Source organism: Leifsonia sp. NPDC058194 (genome assembly GCF_042883605.1).
Classification (GTDB): Bacteria; Actinomycetota; Actinomycetes; order Actinomycetales; family Microbacteriaceae; genus Leifsonia.
This window is the reverse complement of sequence record NZ_JBHVVL010000003.1, coordinates 422388-438548: the sequence shown is the minus strand read 5'-3', so window position 1 is coordinate 438548 and position 16161 is coordinate 422388. Positions and strand designations below refer to the sequence as shown.

General features: G+C 70.8%; 13 protein-coding genes. 9 read left to right on the top strand and 4 right to left on the bottom strand.

Annotated features, from left to right (window positions below; genetic code table 11):
- Positions 1 to 24 precede the first annotated feature (24 nt).
- From gmd to ACFVU2_RS14280, 4 genes are read left to right on the top strand one after another with little or no spacing between them, the layout of a single operon-like run.
- A complete protein-coding gene (gene gmd, locus ACFVU2_RS14295; protein WP_387875462.1) occupies positions 25 to 1053 on the top strand; it encodes a GDP-mannose 4,6-dehydratase in 1029 nt (342 codons plus the stop codon).
- Positions 1050 to 2159, top strand: coding sequence for a glycosyltransferase family 4 protein (locus ACFVU2_RS14290; protein WP_387875459.1), 1110 nt, complete (start codon positions 1050 to 1052; stop codon positions 2157 to 2159). Before gmd ends, ACFVU2_RS14290 begins: the two co-directional genes overlap by 4 nt.
- Entirely contained in the window at positions 2156 to 3121 is a 966-nt protein-coding gene (locus tag ACFVU2_RS14285; RefSeq protein WP_387875456.1) for a GDP-mannose 4,6-dehydratase, read from the top strand. Before ACFVU2_RS14290 ends, ACFVU2_RS14285 begins: the two co-directional genes overlap by 4 nt.
- Complete coding sequence (locus ACFVU2_RS14280) at positions 3118 to 4101, top strand: glycosyltransferase family 2 protein (RefSeq protein ID WP_387875453.1); 984 nt, start codon at positions 3118 to 3120, stop codon at positions 4099 to 4101. Before ACFVU2_RS14285 ends, ACFVU2_RS14280 begins: the two co-directional genes overlap by 4 nt.
- Before the next feature lie 18 nt (positions 4102 to 4119).
- Here the strand turns inward: ACFVU2_RS14280 and ACFVU2_RS14275 are convergent, their stop codons facing one another.
- Genes ACFVU2_RS14275 through manA form a run of 3 tightly spaced genes read right to left on the bottom strand, consistent with a single transcriptional unit; the run spans position 4120 to position 7941 of the window.
- On the bottom strand, positions 4120 to 5409 hold the full coding sequence (locus ACFVU2_RS14275; protein ID WP_387875451.1) for an O-antigen ligase family protein: 1290 nt from the start codon (positions 5407 to 5409) through the stop codon (positions 4120 to 4122).
- Positions 5410 to 5419: 10 nt separating this feature from the next.
- Positions 5420 to 6751 carry an O-antigen ligase family protein gene (locus ACFVU2_RS14270; RefSeq protein WP_387875448.1) on the bottom strand — a complete coding sequence of 444 codons (1332 nt, stop codon included), beginning with the start codon at positions 6749 to 6751 and terminating at the stop codon, positions 5420 to 5422.
- Between the two features lie 32 nt (positions 6752 to 6783).
- Positions 6784 to 7941: a mannose-6-phosphate isomerase, class I gene (gene manA, locus ACFVU2_RS14265; RefSeq protein ID WP_387875445.1), complete on the bottom strand. Its 1158-nt coding sequence runs from the start codon at positions 7939 to 7941 to the stop codon at positions 6784 to 6786.
- Between the two features lie 124 nt (positions 7942 to 8065).
- Here manA and ACFVU2_RS14260 point away from each other — a divergent pair, with 124 nt between their 5' ends.
- From ACFVU2_RS14260 to ACFVU2_RS14240, 5 genes are all read left to right on the top strand, one after another.
- Positions 8066 to 9244 carry an acyl-CoA dehydrogenase family protein gene (locus tag ACFVU2_RS14260; RefSeq protein WP_387875443.1) on the top strand — a complete coding sequence of 393 codons (1179 nt, stop codon included), beginning with the start codon at positions 8066 to 8068 and terminating at the stop codon, positions 9242 to 9244.
- Positions 9245 to 9302: 58 nt separating this feature from the next.
- Positions 9303 to 10265 (top strand): UDP-glucose 4-epimerase GalE, encoded by a 963-nt coding sequence (gene galE, locus ACFVU2_RS14255; RefSeq protein WP_387875440.1) that lies wholly within the window; start codon positions 9303 to 9305, stop codon positions 10263 to 10265.
- A 186-nt stretch (positions 10266 to 10451) separates the two neighbouring features.
- A complete protein-coding gene (locus ACFVU2_RS14250; RefSeq protein WP_387875437.1) occupies positions 10452 to 10778 on the top strand; it encodes a WhiB family transcriptional regulator in 327 nt (108 codons plus the stop codon).
- Positions 10779 to 10858: 80 nt separating this feature from the next.
- Positions 10859 to 14260: a glycosyltransferase gene (locus ACFVU2_RS14245; protein WP_387875434.1), complete on the top strand. Its 3402-nt coding sequence runs from the start codon at positions 10859 to 10861 to the stop codon at positions 14258 to 14260.
- Positions 14253 to 15683, top strand: a complete 1431-nt coding sequence (locus tag ACFVU2_RS14240; protein WP_387875432.1) for a DUF5719 family protein — start codon at positions 14253 to 14255, stop codon at positions 15681 to 15683. Before ACFVU2_RS14245 ends, ACFVU2_RS14240 begins: the two co-directional genes overlap by 8 nt.
- A gap of 12 nt (positions 15684 to 15695) precedes the next feature.
- On the opposite strand, the gene ACFVU2_RS14235 is transcribed toward ACFVU2_RS14240, so the two are convergent.
- The gene (locus ACFVU2_RS14235) at positions 15696 to 16139 is read right to left on the bottom strand and encodes a metallopeptidase family protein (protein ID WP_387875430.1); all 444 of its coding nucleotides are present in this window, start codon (positions 16137 to 16139) and stop codon (positions 15696 to 15698) included.
- Positions 16140 to 16161 lie beyond the last annotated feature (22 nt).

Sequence of the window (16161 nt, the reverse complement as noted above, 5' to 3'; positions counted from 1 at the left end):
TCAGGGATTCGGAAAAGGTTGGTCATGACGGAAAGCACGCCGAAGAGAGCCCTCATCACGGGCATCACCGGGCAGGACGGCAGCTACCTCGCCGAGCTCCTGCTGTCGAAGGGCTACGAGGTCCACGGCCTGATCCGCCGCGCCTCGAACTTCAACACGAACCGGATCGACCACATCTACCAGGACGACCACACGGACGACCAGCGCCTGAAGCTGCACTTCGGCGACCTGACCGACGGCTCGCGGCTCGTCACCCTCCTGAACGAGATCCAGCCGGACGAGGTCTACAACCTCGCGGCGCAGAGCCACGTCCGGGTCAGCTTCGACGAGCCCGAGTACACCGGTGACGTGACCGGGCTCGGAACGGTGCGACTGCTGGAGGCGATCCGGTCGGCCGGCGTCCACCCGCGCTTCTATCAGGCGAGCAGCTCCGAGATGTTCGGTGCGACTCCGCCGCCGCAGAACGAGGAGACCCCGTTCTACCCGCGCTCGCCTTACGGCGTCGCCAAGGTGTACTCGTACTGGATCACGCGCAACTACCGCGAGGCCTACGACATCTTCGCCTGCAACGGCATCCTCTTCAATCACGAGTCCCCGCGCCGCGGCGGCACCTTCGTCACCCGCAAGATCACCCGCGCGGTCGCCCGCATCGCGGCGGGCGAGCAGAGCGAACTCTTCATGGGCAACCTCGACTCCGTCCGCGACTGGGGCTACGCCCCCGAGTACGTGGAGGCCATGTGGCGCATGCTGCAGGCCGACGAGCCGGCCGACTACGTCGTCGCCACCGGGACCGCGTACACGGTCAAGGACTTCCTGCAGTTCTCATTCGAGCGCGCCGGTCTCGAGTGGGAGAAGTACGTCCGCTTCGACGACCGCTACCTGCGTCCGACCGAGGTCGACTCCCTGATCGGCGACTTCTCGAAGGCGCAGGACGTCCTCGGCTGGACGCCGAAGGTGCTCACGCCCCGCCTGGCCGAGATCATGGTGGACGCCGACATCGCCGCTCTCGCGGCCGGCGGTTCCTCGTGGATCGACACCGTCGAGCCCGCGTGAGCGGAGCCGTCGACCGGGCCGACGGTCCGCTGCGCGTCGCCCTCTCGATGCTGACGCTCGTCCGTGGCGGCATGGGCGGGAGCGAGACCTACGCGCGCGCCCTCACCGAGCAGCTTTCCGGTCGGGATGACGTCGACGCCTCGGTGTTCCTCACCGAGGCGTCGAAGGGGTTCAGCCAGGGGATCCCCGAGGAGATCGTCGCGGGGGTCCACGCCGGCGGGGGAACCGTCGACCGCCTGCGCACCGTGGCGGGTCTGCAGCTCCGGGCGGCGTCGATCCGGCGCCGGTTCGAGGCGTTCGACGTCGTGCACTACCCGTTCACCGTCCCGGCGCCGAAGCCGGGGAAGGGACAGTCCACGGTCCAGTCCCTCCTGGACATCCAGCACCTGGAGCTCCCCGAGCTCTTCAGCAGGGCGGAGCTGCAGTACCGCAAGCCGTTCTACGAGGGATTCGCCCGACGCGCCGACGCCATCGTGACGATCAGCCGGTTCGCCAAGGACGGCATGGTCGAGAAGCTCGGACTCGATCCCGAGCGGATCTTCGTGGCCTACCTCGGCGTCGACACGTCCCGCTTCGTGCCCCACCTGGGCGAGCGCGAGAATTTCGTGCTGTATCCGGCCCGCGGCTGGCCGCACAAGAACCACGCCCGCCTGTTCCAGGCCGTGGAGATCGCCCGACGCTCGAATCCGGAGCTGACGCTCGTGCTGACCGGGGGAGGTCTCGACACCCTCGGGGACGTCCCCGACTGGGTGGACCGGCGCGGCCTCGTGTCGGACGAGGAGCTGCGCGACCTCTACCGACGTGCCGGCGCGATGGTCTTCCCGAGCCTCTACGAAGGATTCGGACTGCCGCCGCTGGAGGCCATGGCATCCGGGTGCCCGGTGGCGGCGTCCGACGCCGGTTCGCTGCCGGAGGTGGTCGGCGACGCGGCCGTGGTGTTCGACCCGACCGATCCGGACGCGATCGCCGCAGGCATCCTGTCGGCGCTGGAGCGTTCGTCGGAGCTCTCCGAGGCGGGCGTCCGGCACGCGCAGTCCTTCACCTGGGAGCGCTGCCGCGACATGCACCTCGACGCCTACCGGTTCGCGCACGAGCACCGGCGATGAGCGCCGAGCGGTTCCTCGTCACCGGCGCCGGCGGGCAGGACGGTCGCTACATGCTCGGCCGTCTCGCCGCTGACGGGGCCGAGGTGCACGCGATGGTGCGCACCCGATCGAGCGCGGAGGAGCTCGCGCGGCGCGCGCCCGTGGCCGTCGGCCATGTCGTCGACCTGACGGACGCGGCCGCGACCACGGCTCTGGTCGCCGAGCTGCGCCCGACCCACATCGTCAACCTTGCCGGGATCACGTCAGTGGCGCGATCCTGGGCGGAGCCGGCCGAGACGGCCGACGTCCTGGGCGTCGGCCCGGTGTCGCTCATGGAGGCCGCCTGGGACCTCACGCAGAGCGGGCACGACGTGCGTTTCGTCCAGGCATCGAGCGCGGAGGTCTTCGGCGACGCCGAGGAGGTGCCGCAGACCGAGCAGACGCCGCTGCGCCCGGTCTCGCCGTACGGGGCGGCCAAGGCGTTCGCGCAGACGATGGTGCGGGTCTTCCGTGACCGTGGGCTCTTCGCCTCCTCGGGGATCCTCTACAACCACGAATCCCCGGAACGACCGGAGAGCTTCGTATCGCGCAAGATCACCCGCGAGGTGGCCAGGATCTCGCGAGGGCTGTCCGACGGGCTCACGCTCGGCAACCTCGACGCCGAGCGCGACTGGGGCTACGCCCCGGACTACGTCGACGCCCTGCTCCTGATCGCCCGCGCCGAACGCCCCGGCGATTTCATCGTCGCGTCGGGGGAGTCCCACTCGGTGCGGGAGTTCGTCGACGCCGCGTTCCGGCACGTCGGCATCGAGGAGTGGGAGCCGCTGGTCGGCGTAGATCCCGCCTTCTTCCGTCCGGCGGAGCCCAACCGGCAGATCGGCGACGCAGCGCGTCTGCGCGCGCTCGGCTGGCGACCGTCCCTCGGCTTCGCGGAGCTGGTGGGCCTCATGGTCGACGCTGATCTGAGGGCACTGGACGGATGAGCGACCTCCGCCGGTCGGTCTCCGTCGCGTTGTGCACCTACAACGGCGAACGGTACGTCGAGGAGCAGCTGGGCAGCATCCTGGCGCAGTCGACGGCCGTCCGCGAGATCGTGGTGTCGGACGACGCGTCATCGGACGGGACGATCGCGCTCGTCGAGAAGGCGGCGGCGGCGATGCCCGGCGATGTCGCGTTCCAGCTCCTCCGCAATGCGCCGGGCCTCGGTGTCGTGCGCAACTTCGAGCAGGCCGTGAGCGCCACGACCGCCGAGATCGTCGCGCTGAGCGATCAGGACGACGTCTGGCATCCCGACAAGCTCGACACCGTGCTCGGCGTGCTGGAGGCGCACCCGGAGGTCGCGTTCGTCCACACGGATGCGCGGCTGGTGGATGCCGACGGGGCCCCGCTCGGCAGCACGCTCTTCGACTATCTCGAGGTCTCCGCCGACGTCCTCGACGAGGAGGAGTCGGCGCGCGGGTTCGAGACGCTGCTCCGCCGCAACCTGGCCACGGGCGCGACGGTCGTCTTCCGCCGCAGCCTTCTCGAGCAGGCCCTGCCGTTCCCCGAGGAGTGGGTCCACGACGAATGGCTCGCCGTCATCGCGGCGGCGACCGCGCGGGTCGGAGTCGTGCGTCGCCCGACGGTCGACTATCGGCTGCACGGCTCGAACGAGATCGGGGTGGCGGCGCCGACCCTGAGGAACAAGGTCGGGCGTGTGCTCGACGCGGACGGATCCCGGAATCGGCTTCTCGCGGCCAAGTTCGCGGTGCTCGCGGAACGGTTGCGGGCCCTGGACGTCGCACCGTCCCTCGTCGAACTCGCCGACGCGAAGGCCGCATTCGAGCGGCGGCGTGCCGAGCTGCCCTCATCGCGGCCTCGGCGGGTCCCCACGGTGCTCCGGATGGCGCGCGCCGGGCTGTACGGGAGCTTCGCGAGTCAAGGCCGGATGGACGTGGTGCGCGACCTCCTCCGTCGCCCCTAGACGGTCAGGACCCGTCGCTCACGCACCGTCGCGGCGGGGCAGCCGCAACCGCCAGCTCATCCCCTGCGAGGCCTTGACCGTGCAGACGATCAGAAGCATCCAACCTGCCTCGACCAGGATCGAGCTCTCGAAGACGCTGGTCACCAGCAGGGCGACGAGTACGAGGGGAGCCCACGCGTACACGACGCTGCGCCGGTTGGAGGCGAGTAGCCACGAGCGAACGAACGCGAGTGCGACGAGCGCGATGAACAGCAGGAGACCGATGATGCCGACCTGCAGGTAGACATCGAGGTAGGCGTTGAGGCCGTCCGAGTGATACGCCCCGGTCGCCGACTGGATCGCGGTGAAAGGGTACAGGTCGGTCGGCCATGCTCCGGCCCAGCCCCAGCCGACTCCTTGTTGCACCGGGATCAGCTCCCAGATCTGGATCCAGAGCTGATAGCGCACTTGGAAGTCCGCGCGGGCGTTCAGGAGATCGATCACCCGGGTGCGATAGATGTAGGCGACCACCAGGGCCGCGATCGTGAGCACCGCGAGGCCCCACTGCACGTACGGACGCTGATGCGCGGGGACCTTGCGCATCAGGTACAGCGCCAGGGTCGCCAGGCCGACGACGAGGGACACCGCGGCGATGACGGGGGAGTGCGCCAGCAGGATGCAGAGCACGGCGAGAGTGATCGAGTACGCGGCCTTCGGAGGCCGCACCGAACGCGTGCGCAGCTCGACGAGGAAGGTGACGAATGCGATCAGCGCGACGATGCTGAGCTGATTGCGCGTGCCGAAGAGTCCCTGGATGGGCCCGCCCGAGGCGATGTTGCCCTGGATGCCGAGGAAGGCGATCGGCAGGTCGAGCAGGAGCCCGCTCAGGACTTCGAGGGCGAGCGAGACGGTGAGCAGGAATCGGAGGGCGTCTCCGACGACGCGCACGATCTGGATCGCATCGCGCACCAGCGCGATGTACACGGCGAGGAACGCGAACAGCAGCTGATAGATGACCCCGGCGAGGGTCGCCCACTGGTACTGGCTCCACAGGATCGACAGCGCGCACCAGCCCACGAAGAGCAGGGCGGAGACCGGGAGGAGGCCGTGCCATTCGATCAGCCGCCACTGCGCGACGAACGACAGGGCGGCGAGCACGGCGAGGACGGAGAGCGCTCCGATGAGGCCCGGCCAGCCGATCAGCGCGCGGATCGCGTGGGTGGAGAACGCGGTGCCGACCGCGAGCACGGCGAGCGCGGAGTTGAAGCGTGCCGATCCCAAGAACTCGGTCACCGCGGCGGGGACCCGTGGGCTGCGCGGTTCGGCCATACCTGGAATCCTACGGTGCGGCTTGTTTCGTCTTCACCGCGAGCACCACCAGGAGGGTCCAGCCCGCCTCGATCAGGATGCGGCTCTCGGCGAGCGACTGGGCGAGCAGGGCGGCGAGCAGGAGCAGGGGGAGCAGCGTGTAGGCGGTGTACGGGAGGCGGTCGGCGACGTCCACCCGGGGCCGGTCGACGGCCGTGAACCACGAGCGCCACAGGGTGCTGATCACGAGCAGCGCGAAGAACACCAGACCGACGATGCCGACCTGGAGCCAGACGTCGAGCCACGCGTTGTGCGCCTGGAGGTAGACGACGCCGTTGCGTTCGGCAAGGTCGTGGAACGGGGACACCCACGGGGCCCAGTAGCTCACCCAGCCCCAGCCGAAGACGGGACGCTGCTGCGCCAGGCCGATCACCTTGTCCCAGATGTCGAGCCGGCCGGTGAGGTCCTCGCTCTTGCCCAGGAGGGCCGGTATCCGCGAGGCGAAGACCGATACGAGCACGACGACGGCGACCGCGGCGACCGCGGCCGTCACAGAGACGGGGCGCCGCCGTTCCGGGCCGACCCGACGGGTCCACAGGGCGAAGCCCAGCACGACGGCCGTGACCAGGGCTGCGACGATGACCGTCGACGACCGGGTCAGAGCCAGCGTCAGCGCGGCCACGACGAGCCAGGCGATCACCACGCCGCGCCGAGGCGCCCGGTCCGCGAGCTGGATGCCGAAGACGATGAGGGCGAGGAGCGCCACCATCGCGAGGAGGTTGCTGTTGCCGAGGATCCCCTGGATCGGCCCGCCGTGGAAGAGCAGGTCGCGACTCCAGTAGAACGCCGACGGCAGCTTGCCGGAGGGGACGGGCTGGATCGGCGTGAGCGGCAGCACGGGCTGCCGGACGACGATCGCGACGACCAGCTCGAACACCAGCGAGAGGCCGAGGACCCATTTGAACGCATTGCTCAAAGCGGCGACCAGGCCCTGCCAGCTGAGGCACAGCGCCAGGAAGACGGCACCCGCCGTCGTGGCGAGCTGGGCGAGCACGCCCAGGGCGCTGGCGCCGGGATACGCCGACCAGGCGATGGACACGACCGCCAGCAGCAGGAAGAGCAGCAGCGTCTTGGGAGTCTTGCGCCACCGGAACGCCGGCCGCAGACGAATCAGGAACACGACGCTCCCGGTCGCGAGCAGTGCCGCGAGGACGAAGTAGCCCGGCCAGCTGATGAGGTTGCGCCAGAAGTCGCCGGCGAACAGCGTGAAGAGCAGCAGCGAGGCGAAGACGGAGGCGGCCGTCCCCGTGGTCGCCCGGGCGGCGCGGGCGCGCGCGTCGAGCGGCGAGGAAGCGGTGGTCACCCGGGCAGGATAGCCGACACGGCCGCGCGGGTTCACCGGTTGGGGGTCGCGACGAAGAGCGTTCCCGCGCCGGTGACGGTCAGCGGGCCTTCGTCGGCGGTCACGACGGCGGCCTCGCCGCGGGCCAGGCCGAGGGCTCCGGTCGACCCCGTGAGCTCGACCGCGCCGGACGTGCACAGGGCGAGCGCGGTGCCGGGAAGCTCAACCGGGGCGGATGCCACGGCGCCGCCGACGACCACGTGGTCGAGGGCGAAGTCGGGGACGTCGGGACGGAAGACCTCGACGCCGGCGGCCGGCTGCTCCGGTGCGAGCGGCGTCGCCACGATGGGGGAGAAGTCGAGCACGCTTACCAGCTCGGGGACGTCGATGCGCTTAGGCGTGAGCCCGCCGCGGAGCACGTTGTCGGAGGCGGCCATCAGCTCGATGCCGAGACCGTCGAGGTAGGCGTGGATGTTGCCCGCCGGCAGGTAGAGCACCTGCCCCGGCCGGAGGGTCGCCCGGTTGAGGAGCAGGGCGAGGACGATCCCGGGGTCGCCCGGGAAGGCGGCCGACAGCATCCGCACCGTGCCGGCGTCGCGATCGACCGGGTCCTGCGCGGCGGCGACCACGGCCTCCACCAGGCCTGCGACGGCGGGGTCTCCGCCGAGCAGCCACTCGGTGGCGCGGCGCAGCACGACGTCCGGCTCGCCGTAGAGGGTCTCGGCGAAGGCTGCTATCCGCTGGTCGCCGGACACCGCGGCCAGGGAGTCGAGCACGCTCCGGCTGACCGCCGGGTCGCGGAAACCGCACAGTGCCTCGAACGGATCGGAGAGGGCGAAGATCAGCTCGGGCTTGTGGAACGGGTCCTTGTAGTTGCGTTCGGGGGAGTCCGGGGCGAGCCCCGCCGCGTTCTCGCGCTCGAAGCCGGCGCGCGCCTGCGCGGAGGACGGATGCGCCTGCAGGGACAGCGGACCGGCCGCGGCGAGGACCTTGAGCAGGTACGGAAGGTGGGCCGTCTCCGGCCAGGCCGCGAGGTCGGCCGCCCCGCCCGTCTGAGCGGGGTCGAGGATGCGCGCCGGCGACCCGGCGTGCGCACCGAGCCACAGCTCCGCCTCCGGCGCGCCGCTGGGCGTGGTGCCCAGCAGGTCGGCGATCGCGGTGCGCGATCCCCAGGCGTAGTCCCGCGGCGTGTTGCCGATGCGCACAAACATCCGTCGTCTTCCCTTCGGTCCGGTTAGATCAAACTACCAACGGCTTTGTGCGAGCCGTCGCCGGTCCCTAGGCTGACGCTGGCCGCATCGCGGCCCGCCGACCCCTGGACGCACTGGAGCAGACATGGCCTTCGAGACACTCGCGAGCGACTTCTACGGCTTCGAGGACCTCCTCGGCGAGCGGGAGAAGGAGTTCATCGTGAACCTCCGCTCCGAGCTCGAGACGAAGATCAAGCCGATCGTCAACGAGTACTGGGAGCGCGCGGAGTTCCCGCACCAGATCGTCGAGGTGCTGCACGGCACCGGGACGATCGGCCTGGGCTTCCCCGAGACGGCGGCGTTCGAGAACTCGGCCGTGTTCCGGGGCTGGGTCGCTCTCGAGCTCGCTCGAGTGGACGCGTCGGTGAGCACCTACGTCGGCGTGCAGAACGGACTGGCGCTGGGCGCCGTCGGCGTCTGCGGCTCCGACGAGCAGCGTGCCGAGTGGCTCCCGAAGCTCGCGAGCGGCGAGGTCATCGGCGCCTTCGGGCTCACCGAGCCGACGTCGGGCTCCGATTCGGCGCAGGGTCTGCAGACCGTCGCCACCCGTGACGGCGACAACTGGATCCTGAACGGCTCGAAGCGCTGGATCGGCAACGCGACCTTCAGCGACATCACGGTGATCTGGGCGAAGAGCGCGGAGGACGGCCAGGTCAAGGGCTTCATCGTCCCGACCTCCACCCCCGGCTACACGGCGACGAAGATCGAGGGCAAGCAGTCGCTGCGCATGGTGCAGAACGCCGACATCACCCTGGAGGACGTGGTCGTCCCGGAGTCGCTGCGACTGCAGAACGCCAACAGCTTCAAGGACACCGCTGCCGTGCTGCGGCTGACCCGCGCCGAGGTGGCGTGGGCGTCGGTGGGTGTCGCGATCGGCGCCTACGAGGCCGCCTTGAAGTACTCGAAGGAACGCGTCCAGTTCGGCAAGCCGATCGCCAAGCACCAGCTCATCCAGGACCTCCTGGTGAAGTCGATCGGCAACATCACCGCGTCCATCGCGCTGTGCATCCGGGTCTCCCAGATGCTCGACGACGGCAAGCAGCGCGACGAGCACTCGGCACTCGCCAAGGCGTTCGCCACGTCCCGCATGCGCGAGACCGTCGCGTGGTCCCGCGAGATCCTCGGGGGCAACGGCATCGTGATCGACTACGACGTCGCCCGGTTCTTCGCCGACGCCGAGGCCCTCTACTCGTACGAGGGCACCCGCGAGATGAACACTCTGATCGTCGGCCGCGCGATCACCGGGGAGGCGGCGTTCGTCTGACCCGCCCGCGATAGGGTTTCCCCTGCACTCAGTTGGTGAGCAGAGCAGGAGGACCGTCGTGGCGTGGTTGGTGACCGGAGGAGCAGGCTACATCGGCTCGCACGTGGTGCGGGCGTTCCGCGACGAGGGCATCGACGTCGTGGTGGTGGACGACCTCTCCAGCGGCCACGAGGACTTCGTTCCGGCCGGCGTGCCGTTCTACCGCGGGACGATCCTCGACGGGGCGCTCCTCGAGAAGGTCTTCGCCGAGAACGCGATCAGCGGCGTCGTGCACGTCGCGGGGTTCAAGTACGCAGGCGTGTCCGTCCAGCGCCCCCTGCACACGTACGAGCAGAACGTGACGGCGACCGCCGTGCTGCTCGCCGCGATGCAGGAGGCGGGCGTCGACGCCGTCGTCTTCTCGTCGTCGGCCGCGGTCTACGGCACCCCCGACGTCGACATCGTGACCGAGACGACGCCGAAGAGCCCGGAGTCGCCGTACGGCGAGTCGAAGCTCATCGGCGAGTGGCTGCTGCGCGGTCAGGGCATCGCAGCGGGCCTGCGCCACACTTCGCTGCGCTACTTCAACGTCGTCGGCTCCGGCGATCCCGCTCTGCGCGACACCAGCCCGCACAACCTCTTCCCGCTGGTGTTCGACGCGCTCGTCGATGGCCGCGCTCCGCGGATCAACGGGACGGACTACCCGACGCCGGACGGCACGTGCGTGCGCGACTACATCCACGTGGCCGATCTCGCCGTCTCGCATGTCGCCGCGGCCAAGCGGTTGGACGCGGGGGAGTCGATCGAGCCCGTCTACAACCTGGGCAGCGGTGACGGGGTGAGCGTCGGGGAGATCATGTCGACGGTCGCCGATGTCACCGGTATCGCCTTCACCCCAGAAGTGGGGCCTCGACGTGCGGGCGACCCGGCGAGGATCGTGGCTTCCGGTGAGCTCGCCGCGCGCGATCTCGACTGGAAGATGCGACACAGCCTCGATCAGATGGTGCGCAGCGCCTGGGAAGCACGCCAGGCAGCATCCTGAAGCCGCTTCGGCGGGGGTAGAACGCCCGGGCGTGTCGCGATTGTTGTCGACCCTCGGCGCGTCGTGAAGTCTCGACTACGGCTTAAGGCTTTACGATTCGCGACTTGACGGGAGCGAATGACAACGGTGTAATTATCCCGACACGTCTTTCGCGTGTCCCAGCAGTTGAGGGGTGGGGAGACCGATATGACAGTTCCTGAATATCGTTCTGGGGTACCCGACGACTGGTTCATCGATCCGGTCCGGCTCGGGGTGCCGGGAGTGCGGTCGAACGTCGAGGACGCGGAGGAGAATCCGCTCGCCTGGCAGACGGACGCCCTGTGCGCGCAGACCGACCCGGAGGCCTTCTTCCCGGAGAAGGGCGGCTCGACGCGCGACGCCAAGCGCATCTGCACATCGTGCGAGGTCCGGTCGCAGTGCCTCGAATACGCTCTTGCCAACGATGAGCGGTTCGGCATCTGGGGCGGCCTCTCCGAGCGGGAGCGCCGCAAGCTCCGCAAGCGCGCCGGCTGACCCGGGCAGAAGCTCGTCGAATCCACGCCGCGCCCGACGCACTACCGGGATCGGCGTGACCCCAACTTAGGCTGACTCCGATGTATCCGAGAGTCACCGCCATCGTCGTCGCCCACAGCGGCGGCCCCCGCCTCCAGCGCACTCTCGACGCCCTCGCGGCTCAGACGAGGAAACCCGACGCCGTGATCGCCGTCGACTGTGCGTCGACCGACGACGCCGCCCGCCTGCTGGCGGAGTCCGGGCCGACGCAGCTGCTCTCCATCCCCGAGAGGCTCGCCTTCGGAGCGGCCGTGGGGACGGCGATCCGTGTCCTCCCCCCGACGACCTCGTCGGACGAGCTGATCTGGCTGCTCGCACACGACACGGCTCCCGAGCCGGAGGCCCTGGCGGCTCTGCTGGCCGCTCTCGAAGTCTCCCCGTCGGTCGCCGTCGTCGGGCCCAAACTCGTCGACGCCGACGACCCGGCGTTCATCCGCGAGTTCGGCGAGGCGATGACGCCGTTCGGCGCAGCGGTGCCCCTGGTCGAGAACGAGCTCGATCAGGCGCAGCACGACGGCCTGAGCGACGTGCTGGCCGTCTCGTCCGCCGGGATGCTCGTGCGGCAGACCTTGTGGGAGGCCCTCGACGGCTTCGACCCGGCGCTTCCCACCGCCGACGACGGTCTCGACTTCTGCACCAGGGCGCGCCTGGCCGGTTACCGCGTCACGCTCGTCGCACAGGCCCGGGTCGCCATCGGCGGCGACGGCCTGGCCGGTCCCAACCTCTCCCCGAAATGGCGCACCCGGCGACGGCTGGTCACCGAGCGCCGCGCCGCGCAGCTGCATCGCCGGATGGCGTACGCGCCGGGGTGGGCGGTGCCGTTCCACTGGCTGAGCCTCGTCCCGCTCGCGATCCTGCGGTCGCTCCTGCGTCTGCTCCGCAAGGAGCCGGGATCGATCGGCGGCGAGCTCGCCGCGGCGTTCCGGGTCGCGTTCTCCGGCATGGCGGTCGGCAACGCACGCCGCCGGCTGGCCAAGAGCCGCACGGTGACGTGGGCGGCGGTGGCGCCGCTCCGCATCCCGTTCGCCGAAGTGCGGCGGGCTCGCGCGCTCAAGCGCGAGGCGGCGCTCGTCTCGCAGCAGGGCGAGAAGCAGGACCTCGACTTCTTCGGCACCGGAGGCGGCTGGACCGTGCTGGTCGCCCTCGTCGCCGGTGCGCTCCTGTTCTTCCCGCTCGCCGGTTCCGGGGCGCTCGGCGGCGGCGGCCTCCTCCCGCTCGACACGTCGGTCGGCCAGCTGTGGGCGAACCTCGGATACGGCTGGCGCGATGTCGGTCTCGGATTCACAGGCGCCGCCGACCCGTTCTCCGCCGTCCTGGCGGTGCTCGGCTCACTGACGTTCTGGCAGCCGTCCCTGTCGCTGGTCGTCCTGTACATCGTTGCGCTCCCACTCACCGCACTCGGGGCGTGGCTCGCCGCAGCACGGCTCACCTCCCGCACGATGCTGCGGGTGTTCGGGGCGCTCGTGTACGCGTTCGCGCCGACGATGTTCATCGCGATGCAAGATGGCCGCCCGTCGGCCGTCCTCACGCATCTGCTGCTGCCCTGGGTGTTCTTCGCCGGGCTCGCGGCCCGACGGTCGTGGGCGGCGAGCGCGACGACCGCCCTCCTGGCCGCCGCGACGGCGGCCTGTGCGCCCATCCTCCTTCCCGCCCTCCTCGTCGTATGGATCGCCGCGATCGTCTTCGCAGGGCGGCGTGCCGCGCGGATCGTCTTCATCCCGCTGCCGACGATCGTGCTGTTCGCCCCGCTGATCTGGCAGCAGGGTTCGCGCGGGGCGTGGCTGTCGATCCTGGCCGATCCCGGTGTCCCCGTGGATGCGCGTCAGACGCCTGCGTGGCAGCTCGCCCTCGGGTTCCCGGACGGACTCCTCGGCGGCTGGCACACCCTGCTGAGCGTGGACGCCTTCTCCCACGCGCCCACGATCGCCGTGGCGATCCTGCTCGCGCCGCTCGGTATCCTGGCGCTCCTCGCTCTGTTCCTGCGTGGGACGGTGCGCGCCATCGTGGCGCTCCTGGTCGCCCTCGCCGGGTTCGTGACGGCCGTCGGCGCCCTGCACCTCCAGGTCGCCGTCACCGGCGGCACCGTCGTGCCGATCTGGCCGGGGACCGCCGTCAGCCTCTATTGGCTCGGCCTCACCGCCGCCGCCGTGCTCGCCCTCTCCGCACTCGGCCGCGCAGCGGTCTACCCCGCATGGGTCGCCCTCGTGGCGATCGCTGCGGCAGTGGCGCCGGTCGCGATCCTGACGGTCCAGGGCAAGGCCGTCATCGCCGAGAGCGACGGACGCACGATGCCCGCGGTCGTCACGGCCAAGGCATCCACCCAGCCGCGGACCGGGACGCTCCGCCTGACTCCGCAGCCCGACGGCGGCATCGCCGCCGAGGTGGTGCGCGGCGCCGGGCAGACACTCGACGATCAATCCACCCTCAGCTCGACCGAGCGCACGGTGACCGCGGAGCAGAGCGGCCTGGCGACGCTCGCGGGCAACCTCGCCTCTCGGAGCGGCTACGACGCCACCAAGCAGCTCAGCGATCTCGGCATCGACTTCGTGCTGCTCTCGCCGCCCGCCACCGCCCTCGACGGCGGCGACACCACCACAGGGGCGGCCACGCAGACCCGTGCCACCGTCGCCCTCGACGCCAACCCGGTGCTGGCGACCGTCGGCGACACCGCCACCGGACGTCTGTGGGCGTTCGACCGCGGAACGGGTGCGGTGCCCGCCGCCGCCGCCATCCCCGCCGACGCCGGAGGGATCTGGCGGCTCCTGGTCCTGCTCGTGCAGGGCGTCGTCATCGGGGTGACGTTGCTCATGTCCATCCCGACGACGCGTTCGGCCGACCGCGTTGCCGAGCTGAACGCCCGGCGTGCGCAGGGCCGAGGCCGCGACGTCGTCGCGGTGGAGCCCGACGATCGGCCGGAGCATCCCGTCGAGGGCGAGGAGACGATCGCCGACGAGAGCCTGGACTCCTACGACGCCGAGCCGGACGACGAGGCGGCGATCGAATCGGCCGACGAGGACGAGGCCCACATCGCGGAGCCCGCCCCTGAGGCCGAACCCGTACCCGTACCCGTACCCGAACCCGAACCCGAGCCCGACCTCGAGCCCGAGTCCGAGCACAGCCCGGAGCCGGAGCCGGAGGCGACGTTGCAGGCTGGACCGCCCGCAGTGCCGCCCACACCGCTCGTGGCCCCGCCTGCCGCCCCGCCCGTGCCTGCCGCCGCCGACCGGGTCCCGCTCGTCGGGCAGGCGCCCGTCGCCGTGGTCCTCCCCGTCGCAGCCCCGGTCTCCGACGAGGCCGCGGAGCCGCCCGCGGACGACGAACCGCGCCTCCCCACCCGCCCGGTCCCCATCGTGGACGAGCAGGCGACGACACTCGAAGACGGACTCGAGGAGACGATCATCCGACCCCGCCCCGTGACCGACGAAGGAGGCGACCGTGGCTGACAGACGTGGACTCGCCCGGATCGGCGCCCGCGCGCTCGGAGGCCTCATCGGCGCCGCCGTCGCGGTCGTCGCCATCGCCGGAGCGACCCTGCTCCCGCTGCCGGACTTCGCCATCGGTGCGCCCTCGAAGACGGTCCGGCCCGTCGCCGCCGACCAGCAGCGCGTGTGTCCCGGGCCCGTCCTCGCCCTCGCAGCGGATGCCGGATCGGCGACACAGGCGAGCCCGATCGGTCAGGCGAGCAGCAGCTACGGCACGGACGGCCCGGATGTCCAGGTGCGCAGCCTCAAGCCGGATTCCGACGCCGACTCCCGCGACCAGGCGCCGCAGGCCCTGACGGTCTCGACGCCCCAGGGGGCCACCGCGCCTCCGCTCTTCGCGGGCGCTCAACTCGAGACGGCGGCATCCGACGACCTCGCCGGCCTCGCAGCGGCCGCCTGCGCCGAGCCGTCGGCCGACAGCTGGCTCGTGGCCGGATCGACCGCTCTCGGTCAGACCAGCCTCCTGCTGCTCGCGAACCCGACCTCGGTCGACGCGACGGTGTCGCTGAGCATCTACAGCGAGACGGGGACGATCAGCGCCCCCGGCGCGACCGGGATCACCGTCCCCGCCGGTGGGCAGAAGGTCGTCCCGCTCGCTGGTCTGGCCCCGGGGGCCGCTGCGCCCGTCGTGCACGTGCAGACCTCCGGCGGCGAGGTCGTCGCCACCATGCAGCAGAGCTACGAGCAGGGCATCCAGCCGCAAGGCGTCGAGCTCACCGGCGCGACCGGTGGCCCCTCGCGCCAGCAGATCATCTCCGGTGTGACGATCGCCAGCCTCGCCGCGGTGACCGCCGCCGAGTCCGGCGAGAGCGTCGGGGTCGAGTTCCCTGCTCTGCGCATCTTCGTGCCGGGAACCACCGACGCCGATGTCACGGTCGGCGTCGTGGGGGAGGAGGGCACCGCCGCGGGAACCTCGCACGCTCAGACCGTGAAGGCCGGAAACGTGGCCGAGATCCCGCTCGATGATCTCAAGGACGGCAGCTACACGGTCACGGTGAACTCGTCCGTGCCGGTCGTCGTGGCCGCCCGGACGACCACCATCGCCGGTGCCAAGCGTGACTTCGCGTGGTTCGTCTCCTCGGACCCGCTGGCGTCCACGCTCCTCGCCACGGTGCCGGACGGCGCCCCCGCGACCCTCCATCTGGCCAACCCCGGCGAGGAGGACCGCACGGTCAGCGTCCAGTCCGTGTCCGGCGCGCCGGCGCGGCTCGTCGTGCCGGCCGAGGGCGCAGCGAACATCGCCGTGCGAGCCACCCAGTACACGATCTCCGACGCCGACGGATTGCGCGGCAGCATCAGTTTCGACGCCCCGGGTGCGAACGCCACGCTGCCGCTGGCACCGCCCGGTCCCCTCGCGTCCCCGATCGTGGTCTACCCGCGCTGAGCGGACTCCGCGTCAGAAGTGACGGAACCGATCCGGGGCGAGGTCCCACGGGTCCTTGCCGAGCAGTTCGGCGACGGCGCGGAACACGCAGCCCTCGATGTACATGCGCCGATGGATGTCGTCCTCGCGGTGCAGCTTCGTCAACCGCTGGATCGGGACGCGGTAGAGCACGACGCGCCGGCGCGCGTGGTCGACGCGCCAGCGGTCCACCCCGTCGGTGCCGGTGTTGCCGATCGGCGTCGCCGCCACCTCGAAATGGACGTCGGCCAGTTCTTCCGGCCAGACGCCCTTGAGATAGTCGGCGGTGGAGGCGACCGTCATGTCGAAGAAGTCGATGCGGTTCTGCAGCATCGGCAGATGCGGTCCGGTGACCGGCCCTCGCGCGCCGCGCCCGTGCCGGCTGCGCCACCGGCTGGTCGCCGGCGGTTGGCTGCTGGTGCGGCGATTGCGGGGCATGTCGCCATCCTACGTCGGACGG